Source organism: Marinithermus hydrothermalis DSM 14884 (genome assembly GCF_000195335.1).
Classification (GTDB): domain Bacteria; phylum Deinococcota; class Deinococci; order Deinococcales; family Marinithermaceae; genus Marinithermus; species Marinithermus hydrothermalis.
The window spans coordinates 1,100,386-1,115,819 of sequence record NC_015387.1 but is presented as its reverse complement, the minus strand read 5'-3'; the positions used below and the strand labels follow the sequence as shown (position 1 = coordinate 1,115,819).

Annotated in this window: 15 protein-coding genes and 1 pseudogene; 10 read left to right on the top strand and 6 right to left on the bottom strand. The window is 65.5% G+C overall.

The genetic code is table 11. The annotated features are described in order from the left end of the window. Positions 1 to 3: 3 nt before the first annotated feature. Positions 4 to 585: an IMPACT family protein gene (locus MARKY_RS05675; RefSeq protein ID WP_013703923.1), complete on the bottom strand. Its 582-nt coding sequence runs from the start codon at positions 583 to 585 to the stop codon at positions 4 to 6. A 44-nt stretch (positions 586 to 629) separates the two neighbouring features. Between MARKY_RS05675 and MARKY_RS05670 the strand changes: the two genes are divergently transcribed. Further along, on the top strand, positions 630 to 1,589 hold the full coding sequence (locus MARKY_RS05670) for a CapA family protein (protein WP_013703922.1): 960 nt from the start codon (positions 630 to 632) through the stop codon (positions 1,587 to 1,589). Here MARKY_RS05670 and MARKY_RS05665 read toward each other — a convergent pair. Next, positions 1,572 to 2,384: a shikimate dehydrogenase gene (locus tag MARKY_RS05665; RefSeq protein ID WP_013703921.1), complete on the bottom strand. Its 813-nt coding sequence runs from the start codon at positions 2,382 to 2,384 to the stop codon at positions 1,572 to 1,574. The two genes, MARKY_RS05670 and MARKY_RS05665, sit on opposite strands and share 18 nt — an antisense overlap. Before the next feature lie 115 nt (positions 2,385 to 2,499). Between MARKY_RS05665 and MARKY_RS05660 the strand changes: the two genes are divergently transcribed. From MARKY_RS05660 to cdd, 8 genes are read left to right on the top strand one after another with little or no spacing between them, the layout of a single operon-like run. After that, positions 2,500 to 3,729, top strand: coding sequence for an NfeD family protein (locus MARKY_RS05660; RefSeq protein ID WP_148230461.1), 1,230 nt, complete (start codon positions 2,500 to 2,502; stop codon positions 3,727 to 3,729). A 6-nt stretch (positions 3,730 to 3,735) separates the two neighbouring features. After that, positions 3,736 to 4,731: a flotillin-like protein FloA gene (floA, locus tag MARKY_RS05655; RefSeq protein ID WP_013703919.1), complete on the top strand. Its 996-nt coding sequence runs from the start codon at positions 3,736 to 3,738 to the stop codon at positions 4,729 to 4,731. Further along, a complete protein-coding gene (locus MARKY_RS12215) occupies positions 4,728 to 5,135 on the top strand; it encodes a hypothetical protein (protein ID WP_013703918.1) in 408 nt (135 codons plus the stop codon). Before floA ends, MARKY_RS12215 begins: the two co-directional genes overlap by 4 nt. A gap of 49 nt (positions 5,136 to 5,184) precedes the next feature. Beyond that, on the top strand, positions 5,185 to 6,192 hold the full coding sequence (locus MARKY_RS05650) for a PhoH family protein (RefSeq protein WP_013703917.1): 1,008 nt from the start codon (positions 5,185 to 5,187) through the stop codon (positions 6,190 to 6,192). Beyond that, complete coding sequence (gene ybeY, locus MARKY_RS05645; RefSeq protein ID WP_013703916.1) at positions 6,179 to 6,604, top strand: rRNA maturation RNase YbeY; 426 nt, start codon at positions 6,179 to 6,181, stop codon at positions 6,602 to 6,604. Before MARKY_RS05650 ends, ybeY begins: the two co-directional genes overlap by 14 nt. Next, positions 6,559 to 6,954 (top strand): diacylglycerol kinase, encoded by a 396-nt coding sequence (locus MARKY_RS05640; protein WP_013703915.1) that lies wholly within the window; start codon positions 6,559 to 6,561, stop codon positions 6,952 to 6,954. The genes ybeY and MARKY_RS05640 overlap by 46 nt, the downstream gene beginning before the upstream one ends. Before the next feature lie 28 nt (positions 6,955 to 6,982). Further along, the gene (locus MARKY_RS05635) at positions 6,983 to 8,371 is read left to right on the top strand and encodes a hemolysin family protein (protein ID WP_013703914.1); all 1,389 of its coding nucleotides are present in this window, start codon (positions 6,983 to 6,985) and stop codon (positions 8,369 to 8,371) included. Further along, on the top strand, positions 8,371 to 8,757 hold the full coding sequence (gene cdd / locus MARKY_RS05630; RefSeq protein ID WP_013703913.1) for a cytidine deaminase: 387 nt from the start codon (positions 8,371 to 8,373) through the stop codon (positions 8,755 to 8,757). The genes MARKY_RS05635 and cdd overlap by 1 nt, the downstream gene beginning before the upstream one ends. Here the strand turns inward: cdd and MARKY_RS05625 are convergent. Then, complete coding sequence (locus tag MARKY_RS05625) at positions 8,725 to 10,785, bottom strand: hypothetical protein (protein ID WP_013703912.1); 2,061 nt, start codon at positions 10,783 to 10,785, stop codon at positions 8,725 to 8,727. The genes cdd and MARKY_RS05625 overlap by 33 nt on opposite strands. 73 nt (positions 10,786 to 10,858) lie before the next feature. On the opposite strand from MARKY_RS05625, the gene sdaAB reads away from it, so the two are divergent. Further along, positions 10,859 to 11,521 (top strand): L-serine ammonia-lyase, iron-sulfur-dependent subunit beta, encoded by a 663-nt coding sequence (gene sdaAB / locus MARKY_RS05620; protein WP_041657855.1) that lies wholly within the window; start codon positions 10,859 to 10,861, stop codon positions 11,519 to 11,521. Positions 11,522 to 11,608: 87 nt separating this feature from the next. On the opposite strand, the gene MARKY_RS11650 is transcribed toward sdaAB, so the two are convergent. The 3 genes and pseudogenes from MARKY_RS11650 to MARKY_RS05610 form a co-directional block, all read right to left on the bottom strand. Then, positions 11,609 to 11,965 carry a M48 metallopeptidase family protein gene (locus MARKY_RS11650; protein WP_013703910.1) on the bottom strand — a complete coding sequence of 119 codons (357 nt, stop codon included), beginning with the start codon at positions 11,963 to 11,965 and terminating at the stop codon, positions 11,609 to 11,611. Next, positions 11,962 to 14,382: a type I restriction endonuclease subunit R gene (locus tag MARKY_RS05615; RefSeq protein ID WP_218916181.1), complete on the bottom strand. Its 2,421-nt coding sequence runs from the start codon at positions 14,380 to 14,382 to the stop codon at positions 11,962 to 11,964. Before MARKY_RS05615 ends, MARKY_RS11650 begins: the two co-directional genes overlap by 4 nt. Further along, positions 14,309 to 15,406, bottom strand: a pseudogene (locus MARKY_RS05610) (transposase). Before MARKY_RS05610 ends, MARKY_RS05615 begins: the two are co-directional and overlap by 74 nt. Positions 15,407 to 15,434: the final 28 nt, after the last annotated feature.

The following is a 15,434-nucleotide window of genomic DNA, read 5'->3' as shown; positions in this document are numbered from 1 at the left end:
CGCCTATTCTACCCATACCCGGGCCTTCCCCCGCGTCGCGTCCGTAAGCGCCCGCCGGAAGGCCTCGAGGTCCGCGGCGTCTAAGCGGAGCGCGAGCTCAAGGCCTGCCTGGGTGTATCGCTCCGCCTCCTTCGTCACGGCGAAACGCTCGAGGACGGGGTACACCCCGCCCATCGCCTCAAAGGGAACGCTCAGCTGAACGGGGACCTGGGGCCGCACCTCGCGCTTGGGGGCCTGACGCAAGCAGGTGGCCGCCACCCCCCCGTACGCGCGCACCAGCCCCCCCGCCCCGAGCTTGATCCCCCCGAAGTACCGGGTCACGACCACCATCACGTGATCCAAACCCTGCCCCTCGATCGCGCGCAGGATGGGCTGCCCCGCCGTGCCTCCGGGCTCGCCGTCGTCCGAAAAGCGGTAGGCCTGGCCGATCTTGTACGCCCAGCAGTTGTGCGTGGCCTGGGGGTCCCGCACCGCCTCGAGGAAGGCCATGGCCTCCTCGGGGGTTTCCACCGGCGCGGCATGCGCGATGAACCGGCTTTTCTTGATCTCCTCCGCGTACGTATAAGGCTCGGCGATCGTCCGCATATCCCCCACGTTCCCATCCCCATTATGCTGGAAGCGTGCGGCTTATGCTGGGCGGCGACGCGATGCTGGGCCGCGGCGTTGCCCGGGTGATCGCCACGCGCGGCCCCGCCCACCCCCTCGGCACCCTCTCCCCCCTCACCCGGCAGGCCGACCTCTTCGGGGTGAACCTGGAGTGCGCCGTCAGCGCGCGCCCCCGGGTCTACCGCGGCCCGAAGAAAGCCTTTTACTTCCGAGCACCCCCCGCGGCCCTCGAGGCGCTCACCCACGCGGGCGTGGGCCTGGTCACTCTCGCCAACAACCACGCGCTGGACGCGGACCTCGAGGGGCTGGGCGAGACCCTCCAGGCCCTCGAGGCGCGCGGCTTCGCCCACGCGGGGGCCGGCGCGCACCTCGAGGCGGCCCGGGCCCCGGCCGTGCTCGAGGTCCGAGGGGTGCGGATCGGGATCATCGCCTGCTGCGACCACCAGCCGGACTTCGCCGCGCGCCCGGCCCGACCCGGCACCCACTACGTGAACCCGCACGACCCCAAGGCCCTCGCCCGCCTTCTTCAGGGCGTGGCGGACCTCGCCGAGCGCGTGGATCACGTCATCGTCAGTTACCACTGGCAGGCGAACTGGGTGCCGGCCCCGGCCCCGGTCTACCGGACGCTCGGGCACAGCCTCCTCGAGGCCGGCGCGCGGGTCGTGTGGGGGCACGGCCCCCACCACTTCCAGGGCGTCGAGTGGGCCGAGGGTGGCGTGATCCTGTACGCGACCGGGGACCTCCTGGACGATTACGCGGTCCACCCTCACTTCCGTAACGACCGGCAGCTCCTCTTCGAGGTCGAGCTCACTCCCCAAGGCCCCACGGCCGTGCGGGCCTACCCCCTCGTGCTCGAGTTCGGGCGCACCTGGTTCGCGACCGGGCCAGAGCAGGCCTGGATCCTCGAGCGCTTCGCCGAGGCGTGCCGGATCGTTAAAAGCCGCGTCGAGGCGGCCGGCCCGGCTTTACGCGTCCTCCCCTAGCGCCGCGCGCGCCGCGGCGTGCATGGCGGCGACCGGGGCCTGCCTTCCGGTCCAGAGCTCAAAGGCTAGCGCGCCTTGCCACACGAGCATCCCGAGGCCGTCCACGGCCACCAGGCCCGCCGCCCGCGCCTCGCGCAGCAACCGGGTCTCGAGGGGGTTGTACACGATGTCCACCACCGCTTCCCGGGGCCACACCCCCTCGGGAATGGGCGAAGCGCCCGGGTCATTTAGGCCCACGCTCGTGGCGTTCACGAGGAGGTCCGCCTCCCGCACCGCCCGCACGAACTCCGGCCCCTCGAACGGCACCGCCTCCGCACCAAACACCTCCGCTAGGGCCTTGGCCCGCGCGAAGGTACGGTTCGCGACGCGCACGCGCGCTCCCGCCTGCACGAGGGCGTACACCACGGCCCGCGCTGCGCCGCCCGCGCCAAGCACCACCGCCCGAAGTCCGCGCGCCGTCACCCCGGCGGCCTCGAGGGCCCGGGTGAACCCCGGCGCGTCGGTGTTGTGCCCGACAAGACGCCCCTCCTCGTTCACGATCGTGTTCACCGCGCCGATCGCTTGGACTTCGGGGCTCACCTCGTCCAGATACGGCAGGACCGCGACCTTGTGGGGGACGGTCACGTTCACCCCCCGGTACCCCCGCCGCACCTCCATCACCCGGGACTCCAGCTCGTCTGGCGGCGTCTCCAAGAGGCGGTAGATGCCCTCGAGCCCCGCAGCTTGCAAGGCGGCGCGGTGCATCGCGGGGCTAACTGAGTGCGCGAGTGGGTAACCGATGAGCCCTAAGCGCATACCCGTACTGTACACGCCCCGCCACATGTAGCCTAAGCTATCGCCCCGCGCGAAGAATCTTGCTATCCTTAGGTAGGTGAAACAGACATTCGCGGTGTTCATAACGCTTCTAGGAATGGCCTTCGCCCAGACGTACGTCATCCCCATCGAGGGGGAGATCGGGCCGGCGCTGGCGGACTTCCTCGAGCAGTCCTTGGAGCGGGCCGAGCAGGAAGGGGCCAGCGGGGTGGTGCTGTTCGTGGACACGCCTGGCGGCCGGGTGGACGCGGCCATTCGCATGTCCGACACGATCCTGAGCACCCCGATCCCCACCCTGGCCGTGGTGCAAAACGCCTTCTCCGCGGGGGCGTTGATCACTCTTTCCGCGGACCAGATCGCGATGCTTCCAGGTTCGGAGATCGGCGCGGCCTTGCCGATCACCGTGCTTCCCGGAACCCAACCGCAAGCCGCGGATCGCAAGATCATCAGCGGGTTGCGCGGCAAGTTCCGCGCGGTCGCCGAGGCGCGCGGCCGACCTGCCGAGCTTGCAGAGGCCATGGTCGACCCGGATATCGAGATCGAAGGACTCGCCGCCAAAGGAGAGCCCCTCACGCTCTCCGGCGCCAAGGCGGTTGAGCTGGGGCTCGCGGACTTCGAGGCCTCCTCCCTACGGCACGCCCTCGAGCTTGCGGGGTTCAGCTCCCAGGTCGTGCGCCTGGACCTGCCCGCTCGGGTTCGGGTCGCGCGCTTTTTGACCAGCCCCTTCATCGCGCCTATCCTCCTCGCGGTGGGCGTACTGGGACTGGTGATCGAGGCCTTCACGCCGGGGTTCGGCGTCCCCGGCACGATCGGTGCGGTCGCTTTGGGCCTGTACTTCGCGGGCGGGTACCTCGCGGGGCTCTCGGGCGCGCTCGAGATCATCCTGTTCTTCCTCGGCATCCTCCTGATCCTGGCGGAGATCTTCCTCCTGCCGGGGTTCGGCATCGCGGGCATCTCCGGGATCGGCGCGATCCTCGCCTCCTTGTACTTCACCTTCGAGGAGCAATCCCTCCAGGTGGGTGCGACCGCGATCCTCATCGCCACGGCAGGGTTCATCCTCGCCTTCCGGTTCCTGCCCAAAACCCGCGCGGGGCGCGCCCTGGTCCTCGAGAGCGCCATCGCTGAGCACAGCACCCCCGTCTCGGAACGAGAACGGCTTTTAGGCGCGATCGGTACCACCCTGACCGACCTGCGCCCCGCGGGCGTCGCTCGGTTCGGAGAACTTCGGGTGGACGTCGTGAGCGACGGGGAGTTCATCCCCAAAGACACTCCCGTACGCGTGATCCGCGTTGAGGGCATGCGTGTTGTGGTTCGGAAGGAGGAGTAAAGCGGTATGGACGTGAGTATCCTCATCATCGCAGGTGCGGCACTTATCTTCCTGTTTATCTTCTTCAGCGTGGTTCCGGTTGGGCTCTGGATCTCCGCGTGGGCCGCGGGCGTGCGCGTCCCCCTTATCACCCTGATCGCCATGCGCCTCCGGCGCGTCCCCCCCGCCCGCGTCATTCACCCCCTCATCAAGGCCACCAAGGCCGGGCTGGAGGTCCCCCTGGACCGCCTCGAGGCCCACTACCTCGCGGGCGGTAACGTGGACCGGGTGGTGGACGCGCTGATCGCCGCGGAAAAAGCCGGGATCAGCCTGACCTTCGACCGGGCGGCCGCGATCGACCTGGCGGGACGGGACGTGCTCGAGGCCGTCCAGGTTTCGGTGAACCCTAAGGTCATCCAAACCCCTATGGTTGCTGCGGTCGCGAAGGACGGGATCCAGCTCCTGGCCACGGCACGCATCACCGTGCGAGCGAACATCGAGCGGCTGGTGGGCGGTGCCGGGGAGGAGACGATCATCGCGCGGGTGGGGGAAGGCATCGTGACCACGATCGGCTCCGCCACCTCGCACAAGGACGTCCTGGAGAACCCGGACCTGATCTCGAAAACGGTGCTGGACAAAGGGTTGGACGCCGGCACCGCGTTTGAGATCCTCTCGGTGGACATCGCGGACGTGGACGTCGGGAAGAACATCGGCGCGCAACTGCAGATCGATCAGGCCGAAGCGGATAAGAAGATTGCCCAAGCCAGAGCCGAGGAACGACGGGCCATGGCGGTGGCCGCCGAGCAGGAGATGCGCGCCAAGGTCGAGGAGATGCGCGCCAAGTTGGTCGAAGCCCAAGCCGAGATCCCCCGCGCCATGGCGGAGGCGCTCAAAAGCGGGAACATGGGGGTGATGGACTACTACCACATGAAGAACATCGAGGCCGACACCGAAATGCGCGACTCGATCAGCCGAGCGACGCGCGGAGGCCGGCCGGAGGCCGGGGAGGACCACACCGAATGAGCTTGGATGACCTGATCGGGTTACTGTTCCTGCTCATCTTCGTCGTCGCGCCCGCCCTCACCGGGCTGCTTCGGGGGGGAGGCCAACGCCCCGCGCCGCCCGTAGGGGAGTTGTTCCCGGTCGAAGCGGAACCCGAACCTGTTCCTAAACCCTCCCCTATCCCTCCCAAACCCAAGGAGGTGCGGCAAGCCCCCCCACCCCCCATCCCTAAACCCCCTGAGCCGGCCCCCACCCCCCCGATGCAGCCTCGAGTCCCGCCGCCCCAACCCCGAGCCGAGGCTCGAGTGCCGTTCGGCGTGACACGCGACCACCTCTTAAACGGTATCGTCTGGCACGAGATTCTGGGTGAACCGGTGGGCCAGCGATGGCGTCACCGCAGGCGAAGAAAGGGTGGAATTGGGTAAGGCTCTAGGCATTCTCCTGCAAACCCTGTAGGATTCGGAACGGAGTCATATGGCGAACCCTAATAGCGTCCCACGACCAGAAGGGCAGCACGAGGAAGAGGCCAACGCGGTCGTGCACCTGAAATCCAGTCAGGAAGCCCTTCACCTGTTCGGGCACCGCGATCGCTGGCTTAAGGTACTGCGCGAGCTGGTCAACGCGAAGGTCATAGCCCGGGGAAACACGATCCGCATCACGGGAAACCTGCACGAGGTCACCGTGGCCGAGCAAGCCCTACGCGACCTGCTCACCATCGTGCGTCAGGGCGGGGAGATCGACCGCGCCACGATCGAGCAGTCGGTAGCCCTCGCCGAGTCGGGAAAAAGCCTCACGGAGGAAACGCACGCGGAACTCTCTGGCTTGTCCCTCCCGCGCCGCTTACGCCCCAAAACGCCGGGACAACGCCGCTACGTGGAGGCCATCGCGCAAAACGACATCGTTTTCGGCATCGGTCCGGCCGGCACGGGCAAGACCTACCTCGCGGTCGCCATGGCGGTCGCGGCGCTCAAGGCCAAGCGCGTCAAACGCCTGATCCTCACCCGGCCCGCCGTTGAGGCCGGCGAGCGCCTGGGGTTTTTGCCGGGGGATATCCAGGCCAAGGTGGACCCGTACCTCAGGCCGCTGTACGACGCGCTATTCGACATGATCGACGCGGACCGGTTCGACCAGTACCTCGCGAGCGGCATCATCGAGGTCGCGCCCCTCGCCTTCATGCGCGGGCGCACCCTGAACGACGCCTTCATCATCCTGGACGAAGCCCAAAACACCACGCCCGAACAAATGAAGATGTTCCTCACCCGCATGGGGTTCAACTCCAAGGTCGTGGTGACCGGGGACATCACGCAGATCGACCTGCCCAAGCACACCAAGTCCGGCTTGGTCGAAGCCCAACGCACCCTCAAACACATCGAAGGCATCCGCTTCATCTACTTCAAGGACTCCGACGTCGTGCGTCACCCGCTCGTAGCCCGCATCATCAAGGCCTACGAACGGGCCGAGGCTGAACATGCCGAAGGTTGAAGTCATCCCCCAAAAACGCCCGCCTCGAGGATTGCGCCCCTTGTTGCGCGCCAAGCTCGCCAAGCTCATGGAGGAACTCGGGTACGCCCAGCACGCGGTAACGGTGATCCTCTGCTCCGATCGACGCATCCGAGAGCTTAAGCGCCGGTACTGGGGCGAGGATGCGCCCACCGACGTGCTTTCCTTTCCCACCTTCGAGCCCGGGGATCCCTTCATCCCCCCGCACCTCGGGGATATCTGGATCAGCCTGGACACCGCCCAGCGACAAGCCAGGGAGGCCGGACACACCCTCGAGGACGAGGTGCTGGTACTCGCCGCGCACGCGCTGTGGCACCTGTTAGGGCACGACCACGCTTCGGAGGAGGCATGGCAAGGGTTCCGCCGCGTCCAGGAACGCATCCTGACCCTGTGAAAGGCGTCGCGGAGTCCTTCCGCTACGCCGGAGAAGGGCTGCGGTACGCCTGGAAAAACCAGCGCAACTTCCGCATCGAGGTCACCCTAGCCTTCGCCGCCCTAGGGGGCGCGGTGTGGCTCGAGGTGCCGCTGATCCCGGTGCTGATGCTCATCCTGGTCGTGCTGACCCTCGAGCTAGTGAATACCGCGCTGGAAGCGGTGGTGGACCTGGTGCAACCCACCTACCATCCGGTCGCTAAAGCCGCAAAGGACACGGCAGCCGCCGCGGTGCTCGTGGCCAGCGCGATCTCCGCGGTGGTCGGGCTGATCCTCTTCGTGCCGCCGATCCTGGCGCGGCTCGGGGTGTGAAGCTGTGCTACAATCGCCAGAGAAGGGTATGGATAGACCGCCCAGTCGAAGTCGTAGCCTCGTCTTCCTAGGACTCCCATGGGTTACGGTTGGCTTTGCGCAAACGGGCTACGCCGCCACGTTCGGCAGTCCAGCCGTTGACGTCGCGGTCCTTCTCGTCCTGTTCGCACTTTCCGGGTTTTTCTCCGCCTCCGAAACGGCCATCACCACCTTGTGGCCGTGGAAGGTGCGGGAGTACGCCCAAAAGGAAGGCTCCAACAGCCCGTTCGCGCTCTTGGAACGCGACATCACCCGTTTCCTGACCACCATCCTGGTGGGGAACAACCTGGTGAACGTCGCGGCCACCGCGCTCGTCACCGAGATGGCCACCAAAGCCTTCGGCTCCGCGGGGGTCGGGTACGCGACCGGGATCATGACCTTCCTGGTCCTGTTCTTCGGGGAGATCACGCCCAAGTCCATCGCGGTGCACAACGCAGAGCTCCTCGCCCGGGCCATCGTCCGACCGATCTACTGGGTCTCGGTGATCCTCTACCCCGTGGGCCGGTTCTTCACCTGGGCCTCCGCCACCGTGCTGCGTCTCTTGCGGCTGGAGCCCCGCAGCGAACCGCTCGTAACGGAGCAGGAGCTCAAGCTCATCCTGGCCGGGGCTGAGGCGAGCGGCGCGATCGAGGAAGCCGAGGAAGACATGATCCAGAGCGTCCTCGAGCTCGAGGAGACCCAGGTCCGGGAGATCATGGTGCCGCGGGTGGAGATGGTCGCGGTGCACGCCTCGGCCACGCTGAGGGAATTCCTCCAGATCGAGCGGGAGCACCACTACTCGCGGATCCCCGTCTACCAGGAAAGCATCGACAACATCGTGGGCATCGCCTACGCCAAGGACCTCCTGAACTACGTGAACGGCAACGGAGAAGCGGTGAACTTCCTTGACACCCTGACCGTCTCCAGCATTACCCACCCCGCGTACTTCGTGCCGGAATCCATGTCCGTATGGAACCTCCTCTTGGAGATGCGCCGCCGCCACACGCACATGGCGATCGTGGTGGACGAGTTCGGCGGCACCGCGGGGCTCGTCACGATGGAGGACATCGTGGAGGAGATCGTCGGGGAGATCTACGACGAGACGGACGAGGAGGAAGGCCTCGCCATCCAGCTGCTTCCGGACGGGAACTTCCTGATCGACGCGCAAACCCCCCTTGACGAGGTCTCGGAGGCGTTGGGCGTCAAGCTTCCCGAAGGCGAGTACGAAACCCTCTCTGGGTTCCTGTACGAAACCTTCGGGTACATCCCGAAGGTGGGCGAGGCCGTACCATACGGCCCCTTCCGTTTCGTGATCGAGCGCGGTGACGACCGCAAGATCGAGCTGGTTCGCGTCGAGCGGGAAGAAGAAGCCACGCACGAGGTCGAGGAGCACACCTGATGAACGACCTGCTTACCCTAGCGAAACACGCGCTTGAACACGCTTACGCACCGTACTCCCGGTTCCCCGTAGCCGCCGCGGTCCGAAGCGCTTCCGGCGCGGTATACCTGGGCGTGAACGTTGAGAACAGCGCCTACCCCCTCTCCCGCTGCGCCGAGCAGATCGCGGTGGGCGCGCTCGTGACCGCAGGAGAACGTGAGATCGCGGAGGTCGTGATCTACTCCACCAGCTCCCCCCCCGCCACCCCGTGCGGCGCCTGCCGGCAGATCCTGGCGGAGTTCGGCCGCCCCAATACCCGGGTGCGCTGCGTGAACCCCGCGGGAGAAACGCGCGAGTTCACGCTCGCGGAGCTGCTACCCCACGCCTTCCACCTCCCCGTGGATTGAGGAGGCGCTGCGCCCACGGATTCCCTTAAACCAACCGGGTAGGTGCAGCAGATACGCCGCCCCCAGGACGTACACAGCCCCAAGCACGCCCTCCGCCAAGGCGACGAGACCGTACGCGAAGCCCGCGAGGAGCATGAAACCCCACCCGCCCCCAAGCGAGACGCTGCCCGGAACGAGGAGGTACACCAACCGCGCGCCCCACCCCTGACTGGGCACCACACCGCGCGGGCGCGGCAGCACGAAACCCAAAAGGTGGTACGCGACCCACGCCAGCGCGAAGCCTAACCCCAAATACGCCCACCCCGCCGCCGGCCAGAAGGGCAAGGCCACCCAGGCCTCAAGCGGACGCCGCAGGAAAAAACGCGCCTCGGTCATCATGAGGGCTCCCCAAAGATCACGCCACCGCGGCACCCCCGCACGATCCACGCCTGCGGACTGGTACACGCCGCTCCAGTAATCCCCCCCCAGCCCCAACGCCTCCCGCACGGGCGCGTACCCCGGCGCACGGCGATACGCCTCCGCCAGGTAATGCACCTCCCCACTCAACCGCGCCCGCAACGCCAACGCGTACCCGGCCGGCGCGGCGCGCTCGAGGTGCGCGAGGGCCCGCTCGACACTCGCGGCCTGCTCAGCGTACGCTAAAACCCCCTCCAGCTCCGGAGAAGTCGGCAAGCTACGTAAAACGTTCAGCGCGCCTTGGCTTTGCAAGATCGCCCGCGACAGGGCCTCCTCCTGTAAGATCCGCTCGACCCTAACGGTCAGGCCGTACGTGAGGAACACCCCCCCGACTCCCGCGAAGGCCAAGAGCATCAGCAACCGCTCCCCAAAGGTGGTGTACGCCAAGAGCAGGTGCCGCACGCGCAGCAGCGGGTGCCTAAACCACGCGCCAAGCCACCCCCCTACAGGCCGCAGGTCCTGCCGCTGGCGTCCCAGGTACCGCGCCCAAAACACCGCGACCAGCGCGGCATACAACACCAACGCCACGCGCACCCCCCGGCCCCACCCCTCGCTCGTCCACGGGGGCGCGAAGGCCCGAAGCGCCGCCACAGCCTCCGCGTAGCGCACCTCGAGGTCCGGCCGTCCCTGCACCGCGAACCAGGCAGCCTGCTCCTGGAAGAACGCCACGGAACCAGGGAAGAGCGGGGTGTACGCGAGCAACGCGTCAGACCACGCGCGGCTGGCCTCAAGCCCCTCAGCGCGCGCCTGGCGCGCCTGGGTCACCCAGGCCATGAACCAAGGCCGCGCCTCCTCTCCCCAAGGCAACTCCACCCGATGCCCCCGACGCAACAGGTCCCGCCCCCAGGCCTCGAGGTCCGCCGGGGTCAGGCCCTCAGGATCCTCGGCGAAGTAAACCCAGTACGGTTTCGTGCCTTCCGGCGGCGTCGGCAACACGGCTCCGCGCCCTAGCGCCGCCCAGTGCGCGCGCAACGCGGCCAACGCCTCCAGGCTGCGCCACTCCCCCGCGAACGGCCAGGGCCGCGTCAACTCCTCGAGCGTCATGCGGCGCCCATCCCGCAGCACGACCTCGAGCGCCTCGTCCGCCTCGAGGCCCTCGACCTCGGCCGGTGGATAGTACAGGCGCACAGCATCCGGGCGGTCAGGGTCCACCTCGATCAAGGCCAAGTCGCGGGCTACGTACACCCGGCCGTTCGCCAAGACCGGCCCGATCCACGCCGCGGGCTCGGGCAGAGGCAGCACCACCTCCCCAACCCGCAGCCCCTCGGGGGTCAGGGTGGGTTGCAACGCCACCACGCGCACCGCGCGCTCGAGCGGCTCCGGCGCGTGGTACAGGCGCACCGTGTACGTGCCCGGCACTTCTGGGACGTAGCGCCACTCGAACCGCCCGTCCAGGGCCTCCACCGTCTCCACCACGAGGCCTGTAGGCCCTTCGATCTCGAGGGGGTACGCTCCGGGCACCAGCCCTTCCCCCGCAATGAGGAGGGGTTCGCCCACCCGCCCCTCCCCGGGCACCGTGAGCACCTGGGCGAACGCAAGGCCCATCAACCACAAGATCCAAACGATACGCATACGCTCATTTTAAAAACACGCGTGCCGCACGTCCCTTCACGAAAGCCGTACGCCTCCGGCGTAGAATGGAGGCATGAGCCTGCTAGACATGATCGGCCCGGTAATGGTGGGCCCCTCCTCCAGCCACACCGCCGGCGCTTGTCGCATCGCGCTGCTCGCGCGTCACATGCTCCAATCCCCGCCGAAGCGGGTGGTGTTCGACCTGCACGGCTCGTTCGCCAAGACCGGCAAGGGGCACGGCACCCACCTGGCCCTCGCCGCTGGGGTGCAGGGCATGCGGCCGGACGACCCGCGCCTCCCGCAATCCCTGGAGCTTGCTGAGGCGGCGGGCCTCGAGATCCACTTCCGGAACGCGGAGCTGGGGGACGTACACCCCAACACCGTGCGCATCACGCTGGAGAACGACGAGGAGCGCGTGGTCACGATGGGCTCGAGCCTGGGCGGGGGAATCGTGCGGATCTTTAGCATCGACGGGTTCGAGGTGCGCGTGACCGGTCAAGCGCCGACCCTGTTGATCAAGAACGTGGACACCCCGGGCGTGATCGCGCGCGTCGCGCGGGTGATTGCGGACGATGAGGTGAACATCGCGTACCTGACCTGCGCGCGGCAAAAGCGCGGAGGAGAGGCGATGATGTCCATCGAGGTGGACCGCGACCTCTCACAGCCCGCGCTGGACTACCTGAACCACCTGTCCTACATCCTGTGGGTTCGGATGCTGCCTCAGGTCGCGGGCTGACCGGCACAAAAGAGAAAGGAATCCCTGCTATCCCCTCGCCGTTATCGTGTGCAGGGACAGGCCCCGGCTAAATCCTGGGGGCCTGCCTTAACCCTGCAGGTCCCCGGGTTTTTTCTCTGAAGCATCTAGCGCTAAATAGGCCCGCACCAAGGATCTAAACAGCTTGTTATGAGCCCCATGACCGAGCTTGAGGTGCACCAGCTCGTGCACAAGCACCTGGCGGCGAAACGCTGCAGATTGCCTTAGGAGGTCACTGTTCAGTGTGAGCCGCCCCCGGGTGGAGATGCTGGCCCATTTACGCTTCATGGGGCGCACGTGAATTTCCCGCAAGCGGTTTTCCACACCCATGCGCCGCGCCCACGCCCGAACCTCGGAAATGAGGACGTCACGGGGGATTGCGTCTGCATGAGCGTCTCCAGAAGAGGAAGCGGGCGCACCATTCATTGTGCAGCCCTCCTGAGCAGGCTCAGCATCTCGTCAGACCAACCCACCACATCCTTACCCTTTACGCCATCCTGGATCAAGATCTTATAAAGCCTTTTGCGGAGCTCTCGCTCTTGCGCAGCGCTGGTCGCCCAGTGGGGGAACGCCTTGAAAATTGGTTCAATGGATATGGCCAAGCGTTCAGCCCGTTCCGGATCAAAATCCTTCTGCATCCGCAACCACCACGCCACGGCAAAGGCCTCGTGGGAAAGATCGCTTTTCTGGCGTTGCTCCTGAGCGTCCTTGAGGTTGCGAACAAGCTCGGACAGTTCTTGCAAAGCCTGCTGACTGTTGATCTGCCGCTCCTCGAAAGCCCGGCGCACCGCCTCAGCCCGCTCACCAATAGGGATCAAATGAGGCTGTTCTTTACCCTTGGCTTCTACCAGCTGATGCAGCTCCTTGAGCAGGTTGAATACCTTAACCGTGTCCGGCACATCCTGCTTTATAAGCGCCAACAATGCGCCCGCCCCCAATTCATAGGTAACGGCAGGATCATGCACGGTATCCATGGTCGTGTGCTGCTGCACGATCTCTGCAGTCTTGCGCAAAAACGATTTATCCACCGGAACATGGGGCTCATAAGCGCTGCGCAGAAGCCGGTACATCTCCACGAGTGCCCGGTAATCCTCGAGAAATGGGCGCAGGAAGGGATCAGGGGAGAGAATCTCATACACTTCCTCCAGCTCCCGAAAATAGGTGTAGAACCCCTCACGCCTCTCCTTATCCCGGAAATACTCCAGGACAACCTCCACCGCCTTGTCCCCCCTCTTTCCATGGGTCAAGCGGAGAAACTCCCTGCGTCCCTGCTCCATCAGAGCGGCAAAGCGTTCTTCGAGAACCTCGAGCCCCTCGACCACGCCTTCCACATCCTGGGAATCAAAAGCCAAAGCGCGCTCTAAGTTATCAAAAATACCCACAAAATCCACAATCAGCCCGTTGGTCTTGCGGCGTCCCTCATCGTCTTCGTAGGGGCGGTTCACGCGCGCAATGGCTTGCAAAAGCACATGATCACGCATGGGTTTATCCAGATACATGCAGTACAGGATGGGCGCATCGTATCCAGTGAGCAATTTCTCAGTAACGATGAGGATTTCCGGCTGCTCGCCCGGCTTGCGGAATGCCTTACGCACCTGAGCCTCCTCATCGTCGCTGAGGTGGTAACGCCTGAGCTCTGCCGGATCGTTATGGCCACGGCTGATAACCACCCGGCTCATCTCCGGCGGCAAGTAACGGTCCAGCGCCTCCTTGTAGAAACCGCAAGCTTCGCGGTCTACGGCCACCAGGAAGGCCTTGTAGCCCATGGGTCGGATGTAGCGCTGAAAGTGATCAGCAACAAATGCAGCAATCTTTTCCACGCGCTCGCGGCTTTTAAGCATGTTTTTCAACGTGACAGCCCGGTCAAGCACGCGGTTGAGCTCCCCTACATCGGCCACGCCCTCCAACTCCGCAGCAGCCCAGAACTCCTGCTCCATCGCCTCCCGATCCACCACCAGATCGTTAGGAGCCATCTGGTAGTGTAGAGGCACGGTCGTGCCGTCCTCGATGGATTCACGAATGGAGTACTTGTCCAGATAACCGCCGGGATCCCCACCACCAAACACCTTGAAGGTGCCCTTACCGTGGGAAGTTTTGTCAATGGGGGTACCCGTAAAACCAATGAAGGTAGCGCTGGGGAGCGTACCCATGAGATAGTTCCCCAAGTCACCGCCGGTGGACCGGTGGGCCTCATCAATCAGCACGAAGATATTGTCGCGATCGCTCAGGTTGGCATCAGCCTTATCAAACTTGTGGATCATGGAAACGATCAAACCTCGGGTGTTGTTACGCAGAAGTTCACGCAGGTGGTGTTTACTCTGGGCCACGTGGACATGCCTAAAACCCACCGCCCCCAGGTTCTGAAAAAGCTGCTGCTGGAGCTCATTACGATCCACGATCATCAGTACCGTAGGATTTTCGAAGTGGGGGTCCTCCAGCAGTCGCTTAGCAACCGTAATCATGGTGTAGGTCTTACCGGAGCCCTGAGTATGCCAAACAAGGCCACGGCGCTTCCCCGGATCGCGCGAACGAGCAACAACCTTTTCCGTGGCGCGCATCTGGTGCGCTCTGAGCACCGCTTTGGTAAGCTCACCATCCTTGCGTACGAATAGGATGTAATCCGTAAGCACGCGCAGCAACCGCCGCGGGGATACAAAGCTTTTCACCAGCGTTTCAAAATCCCCTGCCTGCTCGTCCCGCCAGTTAAACAGCGACTTACGCGAGAGGCTCCACGTAGGCCCGTAGAAGAAACGAATCAGGTGAGTTAACTCAAAACTTGCACCTCCCGCATATCCCGCATAAACCTTCACCCCCTCCCCCCGGCGGCCAGAGACCCAGGGCATAGAGCTCCCGCAGGGCGACCTGCACCACGAGCTCAGGCAAGAGAACCCGCGCCGCCCGCTCCCTGGCCTCCCGCCAGCTTCCTTCCCCCTCCATGCCCACCCAGTGGGCCAACAGGTAGGCCAGAAGGGAAAGCACCAGAAAACGGTGCACCCCCAAAGCCGTCCGCTGCCCAAACTGCCCCAGGGAGAACTCGCTTTTCGCGGCGCGGAAGAAGTGCTCTATGGCAAACCGCCTCTTTCCCCAAGTAAGCGCCGTCCGGGGCGTGGCGGGAAAGGTGGCCACCACGTACCGCCACTCCCAGCCCCCTTGGGGCAGGGGGTAGCGGTACCAGGCCACCCAGACCGGGAAGGAAAGCCCCCAAAGGTAGACCCGGCTCCCCTGCCGCCTGAGGTCCCCAAGCCCTCCCCCTCCCCGCAGCCTCCGGTCCCGCCGCATCCCCACCACCGCTTCAAAACCCAACCGCTTCACCCCGAAAAGGAACCGGGTGGTGCCAAAGGCCGCATCCGCGGCCACCCGTATCCGGAAGGCCCGGCGCATCCAGGGGGGCAGAGAGGCCAGGAGGCTTAGGGCCAGGCGGGAGAGGGCCTTCTCCCCCTTGCCCCGCCAGAGGCGGTAGGCCCAAGGGATGCGGAGGTCTCCGTAGACGAGGTAGAGGACCACCAGATGGAGTCCCCACTTGCCGTGAAAAAGGAGAGGGGCAGGGCCTGGAAACGGCCCCGCTTCTCCAGAGTGACTAGGTCCAGGACCACCAGGAGACGGGGCTTGGGGCCTTTTCTTTCTGGCCCGGTCCAGGGCTTTCTCGGCCTCTTTTCTTGCCAGGCGGATGAGAGCGCGGGTGGGCCAGGGGTAGCGGTTGAGGAAGCGAGAGAGGGCGGAGGGGGACTTGACCTGGCTGTGCTGGGGTCTGGCCTTGCCGTGGCCGTGGAGGAGGAGCAAGAGCAGGGCCTTGAGGGATTCCTGGAGGTGGGGGCTTGGCAAAAGGGCCAGGAGGGTCCAAAGTAGGGACAGGGCCGCTTGGGTCATGGCACCCGTCATCAGACGGGAAACCAGC

Coding starts and splice junctions, on each gene's coding strand:
- MARKY_RS05635 (WP_013703914.1), top strand. CDS start 6,983: ATGGATAGACCGCCCAGTCGAAGTCGTAGCCTCGTCTTCCTAGGACTC.
- ybeY (WP_013703916.1), top strand. CDS start 6,179: ATGCCGAAGGTTGAAGTCATCCCCCAAAAACGCCCGCCTCGAGGATTG.
- MARKY_RS05625 (WP_013703912.1), bottom strand. CDS start 10,785: ATGCGTATCGTTTGGATCTTGTGGTTGATGGGCCTTGCGTTCGCCCAG.
- MARKY_RS11650 (WP_013703910.1), bottom strand. CDS start 11,965: ATGAATGGTGCGCCCGCTTCCTCTTCTGGAGACGCTCATGCAGACGCA.
- MARKY_RS05615 (WP_218916181.1), bottom strand. CDS start 14,382: ATGCCCTGGGTCTCTGGCCGCCGGGGGGAGGGGGTGAAGGTTTATGCG.
- floA (WP_013703919.1), top strand. CDS start 3,736: ATGGACGTGAGTATCCTCATCATCGCAGGTGCGGCACTTATCTTCCTG.
- MARKY_RS05660 (WP_148230461.1), top strand. CDS start 2,500: ATGGCCTTCGCCCAGACGTACGTCATCCCCATCGAGGGGGAGATCGGG.
- MARKY_RS05640 (WP_013703915.1), top strand. CDS start 6,559: ATGGCAAGGGTTCCGCCGCGTCCAGGAACGCATCCTGACCCTGTGAAA.
- sdaAB (WP_041657855.1), top strand. CDS start 10,859: ATGAGCCTGCTAGACATGATCGGCCCGGTAATGGTGGGCCCCTCCTCC.
- MARKY_RS05675 (WP_013703923.1), bottom strand. CDS start 585: ATGCGGACGATCGCCGAGCCTTATACGTACGCGGAGGAGATCAAGAAA.
- MARKY_RS05650 (WP_013703917.1), top strand. CDS start 5,185: ATGGCGAACCCTAATAGCGTCCCACGACCAGAAGGGCAGCACGAGGAA.
- MARKY_RS05670 (WP_013703922.1), top strand. CDS start 630: ATGCTGGGCGGCGACGCGATGCTGGGCCGCGGCGTTGCCCGGGTGATC.
- MARKY_RS05665 (WP_013703921.1), bottom strand. CDS start 2,384: ATGCGCTTAGGGCTCATCGGTTACCCACTCGCGCACTCAGTTAGCCCC.
- cdd (WP_013703913.1), top strand. CDS start 8,371: ATGAACGACCTGCTTACCCTAGCGAAACACGCGCTTGAACACGCTTAC.
- MARKY_RS12215 (WP_013703918.1), top strand. CDS start 4,728: ATGAGCTTGGATGACCTGATCGGGTTACTGTTCCTGCTCATCTTCGTC.